Source organism: Rhizobacter sp. P5_C2 (assembly GCF_054049715.1).
This window is the reverse complement of record NZ_JBFULV010000165.1, coordinates 1-9,036: the sequence shown is the minus strand read 5'-3', so window position 1 is coordinate 9,036 and position 9,036 is coordinate 1. Positions and strand designations below refer to the sequence as shown.

Genomic DNA, 9,036 nt, shown 5'->3' with positions numbered 1-9,036 from the left:
CTGCCGGTGCTGGCGCGCGTCGACACGGTGTTCCTCGACAAGACCGGCACGCTGACGCAGGAGCAGCCGCGCTGCAGCGCAATGCGGCTGCTGGCCGGCGCCGGCGAATCCGAGGCCGAGCTGCTGCACCGCGCCGCGTCGCTCGCGCGCTGGTCGCACCATCCGCTGTCGCAGGCGGTGGCAGCGCTCGCGCCGCACGACGGCATCGCGTGGTCGGAGGTCGGCGAGCAGGCCGGCCGCGGCCTGTCGGCGCGCGGCAGCGACGGCGTGGAATGGCGGCTCGGCGCCGCCGACTGGGTCGGTGCCCAGCCTTCGGCCGACGACACGCTGCGCATCTGGTTCGGCCGTGCCGGCCAGGCGCTGCTGTGCCTGGAGTTCGACGAGCAGCTGCGCGACGACGCCGTCGACGCGCTACAAGCGCTCGGCGCGGCCGGCTGGCGGCGCGTGCTGCTGTCGGGCGACACGCCACGGCGGGTCGCGGCCATCGCGCTGCGCGTCGGTGCCGATGCGGCGATCGGCGCGGCCGACCCCGCCGCCAAGCAGGCCGCGGTGTTGCGCGAGCAAGCGGCGGGCCGCTGCGTCGCGATGGTCGGCGACGGCATCAACGATGCGCCGGTGCTGGCGCAGGCCGACGTGTCGTTCGCGATGGGCCACGGCGCGCTCGTCGCGCGCTCGAACGCCGACCTGGTGGTCGTCTCGAACCGGCTCGACGGCCTCGAGGCTGCCCGCCGCATGGCCCGCCGCACGGTGCGCGTGGTGCGCCAGAACCTCGCGTGGTCGGCGCTCTACAACGCCGCCTGCATCCCGCTCGCGCTGGCCGGCGGGCTGCCACCGTGGGCCGCAGGGCTGGGCATGGCGCTCAGCTCGCTGCTGGTCATCGCCAACTCGCTGCGCCTCGCGCGCTGAAGCCCGACGATGGACATCCTCTACCTGCTGATCCCGATGTCGGCGCTGCTGGTGCTCGCGCTGCTCGGCGTGTTCGGCTGGGCGCTGGACCGCGGCCAATTCGACGATCTCGACGGCGAAGGCCTGCGCATCCTCGAAGCCGACAACGCCGCACTTGATCAAGGTCAAGCCTCCACCGACGCGCCGCCCCAAGAATCGCCGTGAAGCAATCATGGTGAAAGCAGAGGCGATCGATGGCTCAAGATTCTGCGGCTGCGCAGCCCGTCTTCAGTGACTGGAGCGTGCGCTGGTTCTCGCTCGCGGCGGTGCTGTGGGGCGTGGTGGGGATGCTGGTCGGCGTGTTCATCGCGGCCGAGCTGACCTGGCCCGAACTGAACCTGGGCATCTCCTGGCTCAGCTACGGCCGCCTGCGGCCGCTGCACACCAACGCGGTGATCTTCGCGTTCGGCGGCTGCGCGCTGTTCGCCAGCAGCTACTACGTGGTGCAGCGCACCTCGCAGGCGCGGCTCTTCATGCCGAGGCTGGCCGCCTTCACGTTCTGGGGCTGGCAGGCGGTGATCGTCGCGGCCGCCATCACGCTGCCGCTGGGCTTCACGCAGGGCAAGGAGTACGCCGAGCTCGAATGGCCGATCGACATCCTGATCGCCATCGTGTGGGTGTCGTACGCGGTGGTGTTCTTCGGCACGATCGCGGTGCGCAAGGTGCGCCACATCTACGTCGCGAACTGGTTCTTCGGCGCGTTCATCCTGGCGGTGGCGCTGCTGCACATCGTCAACAGCGCGGCCATTCCGGTGAGCCTGACCAAGAGCTACTCGGCCTATGCCGGCGTGCAGGACGCGATGGTGCAATGGTGGTACGGCCACAACGCGGTCGGCTTCTTCCTGACCGCCGGCTTCCTCGGGATGATGTATTACTTCATCCCGAAGCAGGCCGGGCGGCCGGTGTACTCGTACCGGCTGTCGATCGTGCACTTCTGGGCGCTGATCTTCACCTACATGTGGGCGGGCCCGCACCACCTGCACTACACCGCGCTGCCCGACTGGGCGCAGAGCGTGGGCATGGTGTTCTCGCTGGTGCTGCTCGCGCCGAGCTGGGGCGGGATGATCAACGGGATCATGACGCTGTCGGGGGCGTGGCACAAACTGCGCGACGACCCGATCCTGAAGTTCCTCATCGTCTCGCTGTCGTTCTACGGCATGAGCACCTTCGAGGGGCCGATGATGTCGATCAAGACGGTCAACGCGCTCAGCCACTACACCGACTGGACCATCGGCCACGTGCACTCCGGCGCGCTCGGCTGGGTCGGGCTGATCTCGATGGGCACGCTGTACTACCTGGTGCCGCGCATGTTCGGCCGCACGGCGATGTACAGCACCCGGGCGATCGAGCTGCACTTCTGGATCGCGACCGTCGGCATCGTGCTGTACATCGCCGCGATGTGGATCGCCGGCGTGATGCAGGGCCTGATGTGGCGCGCGGTCAACCCCGACGGCACGCTGGTCTACAGCTTCGTCGAGAGCGTGAAGGCGACCTTCCCCTTCTACGTGGTGCGCCTGGCGGGCGGGCTGCTGTACCTGGGCGGGATGCTGATCATGGCCTGGAACGTCGTGAAGACCGCCACCGCGGGCCGCTACGCACCACTGCCGGTGCCGATGTCGGCGCCCGCGCTGAATCCGGCCCACGCCTGAGTCGCAGGAGAAACAACCCATGGCCAACAACACCCCCGGCTTCTCGCACGAGAAGATCGAGACCAACAACTTCCTGATGATCGTGCTGATCCTGCTGGTGATCGCGGTCGGCGGCCTGGTGGAGATCGTGCCGCTGTTCTTCCAGCGCTCCACCACGCAGGCGGCGCCGGGCCTCCTGCCCTACACCGCGCTGCAGCTGGCCGGACGCGACGTCTACATCCGCGAGGGTTGCTACAACTGCCATTCGCAGATGATCCGGCCGTTCCGCGCCGAGACGCTGCGCTACGGCCACTATTCGACGGCGGGCGAGTTCGTCTACGACCACCCGTTCCAGTGGGGCAGCAAGCGCACCGGCCCCGATCTGCAGCGCGTGGGCGGCAAGTACAGCGATGAATGGCACCGCGTGCACCTGTTCAACCCGCGCGACCTGGTGCCCGAATCGAACATGCCGGCCTACCCGTGGCTCACCAAGGCCACGCTGGACCCGGCCGACATGGCCCCGAAGCTGACCGCGCTGCGCCGCGTCGGCGTGCCCTACACCGATGCCGAGATCGCCGCCGCCGGCGAGGCGGTGAAGGGCAAGACCGAGATCGATGCGCTGATCGCCTACCTGCAGGTGCTCGGCACCTCGGTGAAGTAAGGAGCAAGACCCATGGATGTCAACGACCTCAGAAGTGGCGTGACGGTGCTGTCGATGCTGGTGTTCCTGGGCATTGCCGCCTGGGCCTGGTCGCAGCGCAACCGGTCGCGATTCGACGAAGCGGCGCAACTGCCCTTCCAACACGACGGCAGCGGCGAAGGAGAGGCGCGATGAGCGACTTCTTCAGCCAGGGCTGGTCGGTCTACATCGGCGCGGTGACGCTGCTCGGCCTGCTGGCCTGCCTGGTGCTGCTGTTCATCGCGAGCCGCCGCCAGGTGATGGCCGCCGACAACAGCACCGGCCATGTGTGGGACGAAGACCTGCGCGAGATGAACAACCCGCTGCCGATGTGGTGGGTGGTGATGTTCGTGCTGACGGTGGTCTTCTCCGTCGCCTACCTGGTCCTGTACCCCGGCCTCGGCAGCGCCGCCGGCAGCCTGGGCTGGACCAGCCGCGGCGAGTACGAAGAAGAGCAGCGTGCCGCGCAGGCCGAGATGGCGCCGCTCTATGCCCGCTTTGCCGCGCTGCCGGCCGACAGGCTGGCGGCCGAGCCGCAGGCGATGGCGATCGGCGAACGGCTCTTCATCAACAACTGCGCGACCTGCCACGGCTCGGACGCGCGCGGCAGCAAGGGCTTCCCGAACCTGACCGACGACGACTGGCTGCACGGCGGCACGCCCGAGAAGATCGAGGAGACGATCACCGAGGGGCGCCAGGGGATGATGCCGCCGATGGCGGCCGCGATCGGTGGTCCGCAGGAGATCCACGAGGTCGCGCAGTACGTGCTGAGCCTGTCGGGCAGCGCTCACGATTCGACCGCGCAATTCGGCAAGCCGCGCTTCACGGCCTGCGCCGCCTGCCACGGCATCGACGGCAAGGGCAACCCCGCGCTCGGCGCGCCCAACCTGACCGACAAGGTCTGGCTGCACGGCTGGGGCGAAGAGGCCATCGTCGCGATGGTCAACAACGGCAAGCTCAACGTGATGCCGGCGCAGAAGGATCGGCTCGGCAAGGCGCAGATCCACGTGCTGGCATCGTACGTTTGGAGCCTGTCGAACCGCGGGCCGGTCGCGGCGCAGTGATCGCATGGCCGACCTGAACGGACGCAACACGAAGCGGGTGATCCCGATCACGCCGGTCGCCGATTCATCGGTGGCCACCGTCTCGCTGTACGCGAGCGAAGCGAAGATCTACCCGCGCGCGGTGCATGGCCTGTTCGCGGCCTGGCGCTGGGCGCTGGTGTGGGCCACGCAGCTGGTGTTCTACGGCCTGCCGTGGCTCGCGTGGAATGGCCGGCAGGCATTGCTGTTCGACCTGGAGGCGCGGCGCTTCTACATCTTCGGCCTGGTGCTGTACCCGCAGGATTTCATCTACCTGACCGGGCTGCTGGTGCTGAGCGCGTATGCGCTGTTCCTGTTCACCGCGGTGGCCGGGCGGCTGTGGTGCGGCTATGCGTGCCCGCAGACGGTCTACACCGAGATCTTCCTGTGGGTGGAGCGCCACCTCGAGGGCGACCGCATCGCGCGCATGAGGCTCGATGCCGCGCCGTGGTCGGTCCACAAGCTGCTGCGCAAGGGCGGCAAGCAGGTGGCGTGGATCGCGATCGGGCTGTGGACCGGCTTCACTTTCGTCGGCTACTTCACGCCGATCCGCGTGCTGGCGGGCGAGGCGATGCACTTCGGCTTCGGCCCGTGGGAGTGGTTCTGGGTGCTGTTCTACGGCTTCGCGACGTACGGCAACGCCGGCTACATGCGCGAGCAGGTGTGCAAGTACATGTGCCCGTATGCACGCTTCCAGAGTGCGATGTTCGACCCCGACACGCTGGTGATCGGCTACGACGAGGCGCGTGGCGAGCCGCGCGGCTCGCGCCCGCGCAGCGCCGATGCGAAGGCGCTCGGCAAGGGCGACTGCATCGACTGCACGCTGTGCGTTCAGGTCTGCCCGACCGGCATCGACATCCGCAAGGGCTTGCAATACGAGTGCATCGGCTGCGCGGCGTGCATCGACGTGTGCGACGGCGTGATGGACAAGATGAACTACCCGCGCGGGCTGATCCGCTACGCGACGCAGAACGGCATGGCACGCGGCTGGACGCGCTCGCAGATGCTGCGCAACGTGCTGCGCCCGCGCGTGCTGATCTATTCCGCGGTGATGCTCGCGATCACGGTCGGCTTCGCCACGAGCCTGGCGCTGCGCAAGCCGTTCAAGGTCGACGTGGTGCGCGACCGCGGCACGCTGGCGCGCCAGGTCGAGGACGGCCGCGTCGAGAACGTCTACCGGCTGCAGGTGATGAACGCGACCGAATCGGCGCAGCGCTACCGCGTGCGCGTGACCGGCCTCGAGCAGGCGACGATCGCGAGCACCGCCGAGGTGGATGTGGGCCCGACCGAGGCGCGCTGGTTCGCGGTGCGGGTGCAGTTGCCGCCCGGGCGCGCGGGCGCGCTCGGCCCCGGTGTGCACCCGCTGGCGTTCGAGATCGAACGGCTGGGCGACGAAGGCAGGGCCGAAGTGCATGAGAAATCGACCTTCATGGTGCCGCGCTGATCGCAACCATTCAACGACAAGGAGACAGGCATGACCCCGAACGGAACCCTTGCGCTGCCGTGGTGGCGCTACAAGATGGTGTGGCTGGTGATCAGCGGCCCGGCGACCGTGGTGGTGGCCGGCATCCTGACGATGGTGCTCGCCTGGACGCACATCGACCCGGTGCTGGACGAACCGGCGAGTGCCGCGGCGCGCGTCGCGGCGGCCAAGACCGCGGCGGCACCGGCCCAGCAAGCGCGCAACCATGCCGCGACGCCGGCGCCCTGAGCCGTCACGGATGAAAGGCCCGCCGCCATGACCCGGACCACCCGTTTCATCACGATCCTGTGGCCGGCCTTCCTGATGGCGGGCGTGCTGGAGATGCTGGTCTTCGTGGTCGTCGACCCGAATGAGTTCCAGTGGTTCGGCGGGCCATTGATCGGCTGGTCGCCACGCGCGATCTACAGCGTGACCTTCCTGATGTTTTGGGGTGCGATCGCGACGGCCTCGGCGCTGACGGCGCTGCTGTGGTCGACGATGGCGGAAGAATCCCACTGAGCGTCTGAAAGCGAAGATTGATCCCCGGGTTGGCACCCGGGCTACGAACGTGCAGCCCGGATGAAGCGCAGCGGAATCCGGGGTTCAACCCTCATTTCAGTCTTTTCCCCCAACAAGCGCAGGTGGTGTTGCGCGGTGGGTGGCGGGATGCGCTGGGGGCGATTTCTGGGGCGACGAAGAAGATCGGCTTCGGGGGTGGCACGCGCAGCGTGCTTCGTGGACTGACTCATCGGCACTGTTTGACCACAGCGAACGAAGTGAGTGGAGGGAGTTTGCCGATGCACCCCCGGAGCCGATCTTCTTCGTGGAGTCGGCCCCCGGGCCGACCGCCCCGGCATGAGTCCTCAGCGCATCCCGCCACCCGCCGTGCCACGCAGAACCAGCTCAGGCCGCGACAGCTCGCAATGCAGCCTTGTCGATGATGTCGATCTCACGCAGACGAACACGCAAACAGCCCGACGAACGCAGCCGCGTCAGCACATGGCTCACCGTCTCGATGCGCAACCCCAGGTGGCTGCCGATGTCCTCGCGGCTCATCGGCAGGCGCAACTCGACGCCCGACTGCCCGCGCTCCAGCGCGCGCTCCGACAGCCCGAGCAGGAAGGCCGCGATGCGCGCCCCCGCCTGGCGCTGGCCGAGCAGCCGCATCAGCGCATGGTCGCGCACGATCTCGCGGCTCATCAGCTGGTGAAAGCGCCGCTGCAGCATGCCCGACGCCGCCAGTGCCTGCTCGACCTGGTCATACGGCAGCTCGCACACCTCGGAATCCTGCAGCGCAATCGCCTGGCAACGGTGCAGCCCGGCATCGATCGCATCCAGCCCGAGCAGGTCGCCCGGCAACGCGAAGCCCGTCACGCGCCCGCGCTGCGGCGGCGTGCCGACACAGGTCTTGAAGGCGCCGCTGCGCACCGCGTACAGCGACGCGAAGGTCTCGTCCTCCAGGAACAGGCTGTCGCCCGCGGCCACCGCGCGCACGCTGCCGGCCACCACCGATTCGATGTCGTCGCGCACCACCGGCAGGCACAGGTGGCGCCGCTCGCACAGCATGCAGTCGGGCTCGTCGGGCAGCGCAGCAAGGTGGTTCATCGAAGACATTGTGAAAGTCCGTGCGCAGGCGCCGATTGATCCAGCGCAAGCCGTCGCCGCGCGCGCCGCGCGACAGTGGCGCCATGAACGCCGCCCACCCCTCCCCCGCCCTCGACGACGACCTGCTGCGCCGCTTCGACGTGCCCGGCCCGCGCTACACCTCGTACCCGACGGCCGACCGCTTCGGCGAGGCCTTCGACGCGCAGCAGTACCAGCGCACCTTGGTCATGCGCAGCGGCGACAGCGGCAGGAACGCCGCGCCGCTGTCGGTCTACGTGCACATCCCGTTCTGCGAATCGGTCTGCTACTACTGCGCTTGCAACAAGGTGATCACGCGCCACCACGAACGCGCCGCCGAGTACCTCGACGCGCTGGCCACCGAGATCGACCTGCACGCCACCGCGCTCGGCACCGGCCTGCCGTTGTCGCAGCTGCACCTGGGCGGCGGCTCGCCGACCTTCCTGAGCGATGCCGAACTCACGCGGCTGATGTCGATGCTGCGCAGTGCCTTCCGCCTGCTGCCCGAGGCCGAGGTCTCGATCGAGGTCGACCCGCGCACCGTCACGCCGCAGCGCCTGGCGCACTTCCGCTCGCTCGGCTTCAACCGCATCAGCTTCGGCGTGCAGGACATCCAGCCCGAGGTGCAGCAGGCGGTGCACCGCGTGCAGCCCTTCGACGACGTGCGCGTGCTGGTGGCCGCTGCGCGCGTGCAGGGCTATGAATCGATCAACGTCGACCTGATCTACGGCCTGCCGAAGCAGACGCCGCAGACGCTGGCCGAGACGGTGGCGCGCGTGGCCGAGCTGCGCCCCGACCGCGTCGCGCTGTACGGCTATGCGCACCTGCCGGAGCGCTTCAAGCCGCAGCGGCGCATCGTCACCGCCGAGCTGCCGAGCGGTGCCGATCGCGTCGCGATGCTGCGCAGCGCGATCCGCGGTTTCCTCGCCGCCGGCTACGAGGACATCGGCATGGACCACTTCGCGCTGCCCGGCGACGCGCTCGCCCGCGCGCGCCGCGCCGGCCGGCTGCACCGCAACTTTCAGGGCTACAGCACGCAGCCCGACTGCGATTTGATCGGCCTGGGCGTCTCGGCGATCGGCCGCATGGGCACGAGCTACAGCCAGAACGCGAAGACCCTGCCCGACTACTACGAGGCGCTCGCGCAGCGCCGCTTCCCGGTGGTGCGCGGCCTGGCGCTCGACAGCGACGACCTGCTGCGCCGCGACGTGATCATGGCGCTGATGTGCCAGGGCCGCGCCGACCTGGCGACGCTCGGCCATGCGCACGGCGTCGACGGCGCGGCGTACTTCGCGCCCGAGCGGGCGTCGCTGCAGGTGTTCGTGGCCGACGGCCTGGTCGATATCGACGGCGGCGCGACCGTGCAGGTCACGCCGCGCGGCTGGCTGCTGGTGCGCGCGATTGCGATGGTGTTCGACCGTCATCTGCAGGCCGCACGGGCCAGGGTGCGCGAAGGCCACACCGGCGAAACCAGCGGCGCGCGCTTCTCGCGCGTGCTGTGACGCGGCGATGAGCCTCGCGCTGCTCACCGGCGCCGCGCTGCTCGGCCTGGCCGGCTCGGCGCACTGCGCCGCGATGTGCGGCGCCAGCAGCGCCGCGATCGTGCGCGGCTGCGGC

General features: G+C 69.2%; 11 protein-coding genes. 10 read left to right on the top strand and 1 reads right to left on the bottom strand.

The genetic code is table 11. The features are described 5' to 3' along the window. The 9 genes from ACXJLU_RS31600 to ACXJLU_RS31560 all read left to right on the top strand — a co-directional run. On the top strand, window positions 1-906 hold a 906-nt coding region (locus ACXJLU_RS31600; RefSeq protein ID WP_457337715.1), incomplete at its 5' end, for an HAD-IC family P-type ATPase. Window positions 907-915: 9 nt separating this feature from the next. Then, the gene (ccoS, locus tag ACXJLU_RS31595; RefSeq protein ID WP_457337714.1) at window positions 916-1,110 is read left to right on the top strand and encodes a cbb3-type cytochrome oxidase assembly protein CcoS; all 195 of its coding nucleotides are present in this window, start codon (window positions 916-918) and stop codon (window positions 1,108-1,110) included. A gap of 29 nt (window positions 1,111-1,139) precedes the next feature. Continuing rightward, complete coding sequence (gene ccoN, locus ACXJLU_RS31590; RefSeq protein ID WP_457337713.1) at window positions 1,140-2,594, top strand: cytochrome-c oxidase, cbb3-type subunit I; 1,455 nt, start codon at window positions 1,140-1,142, stop codon at window positions 2,592-2,594. 19 nt (window positions 2,595-2,613) lie between these two features. Beyond that, window positions 2,614-3,234, top strand: a complete 621-nt coding sequence (gene ccoO / locus ACXJLU_RS31585; RefSeq protein WP_457337712.1) for a cytochrome-c oxidase, cbb3-type subunit II — start codon at window positions 2,614-2,616, stop codon at window positions 3,232-3,234. Between the two features lie 12 nt (window positions 3,235-3,246). After that, window positions 3,247-3,408 carry a cbb3-type cytochrome oxidase subunit 3 gene (locus tag ACXJLU_RS31580; protein ID WP_457337711.1) on the top strand — a complete coding sequence of 54 codons (162 nt, stop codon included), beginning with the start codon at window positions 3,247-3,249 and terminating at the stop codon, window positions 3,406-3,408. Further along, window positions 3,405-4,316, top strand: coding sequence for a cytochrome-c oxidase, cbb3-type subunit III (ccoP, locus tag ACXJLU_RS31575; RefSeq protein ID WP_457337710.1), 912 nt, complete (start codon window positions 3,405-3,407; stop codon window positions 4,314-4,316). Before ACXJLU_RS31580 ends, ccoP begins: the two co-directional genes overlap by 4 nt. Window positions 4,317-4,320: 4 nt before the next feature. After that, complete coding sequence (gene ccoG / locus ACXJLU_RS31570) at window positions 4,321-5,778, top strand: cytochrome c oxidase accessory protein CcoG (protein WP_457337709.1); 1,458 nt, start codon at window positions 4,321-4,323, stop codon at window positions 5,776-5,778. Window positions 5,779-5,808: 30 nt separating this feature from the next. Then, window positions 5,809-6,045 carry a hypothetical protein gene (locus ACXJLU_RS31565; protein ID WP_457337708.1) on the top strand — a complete coding sequence of 79 codons (237 nt, stop codon included), beginning with the start codon at window positions 5,809-5,811 and terminating at the stop codon, window positions 6,043-6,045. 27 nt (window positions 6,046-6,072) lie between these two features. Further along, window positions 6,073-6,315 carry a hypothetical protein gene (locus ACXJLU_RS31560; RefSeq protein WP_457337707.1) on the top strand — a complete coding sequence of 81 codons (243 nt, stop codon included), beginning with the start codon at window positions 6,073-6,075 and terminating at the stop codon, window positions 6,313-6,315. Window positions 6,316-6,699: 384 nt separating this feature from the next. Here ACXJLU_RS31560 and ACXJLU_RS31555 read toward each other — a convergent pair whose 3' ends face one another. Continuing rightward, window positions 6,700-7,401 carry a helix-turn-helix domain-containing protein gene (locus ACXJLU_RS31555; RefSeq protein WP_457337706.1) on the bottom strand — a complete coding sequence of 234 codons (702 nt, stop codon included), beginning with the start codon at window positions 7,399-7,401 and terminating at the stop codon, window positions 6,700-6,702. A gap of 83 nt (window positions 7,402-7,484) precedes the next feature. Between ACXJLU_RS31555 and hemN the strand changes: the two genes are divergently transcribed. Further along, on the top strand, window positions 7,485-8,921 hold the full coding sequence (gene hemN / locus ACXJLU_RS31550; protein ID WP_457337705.1) for an oxygen-independent coproporphyrinogen III oxidase: 1,437 nt from the start codon (window positions 7,485-7,487) through the stop codon (window positions 8,919-8,921). The last annotated feature ends 115 nt before the right edge of the window (window positions 8,922-9,036 follow it).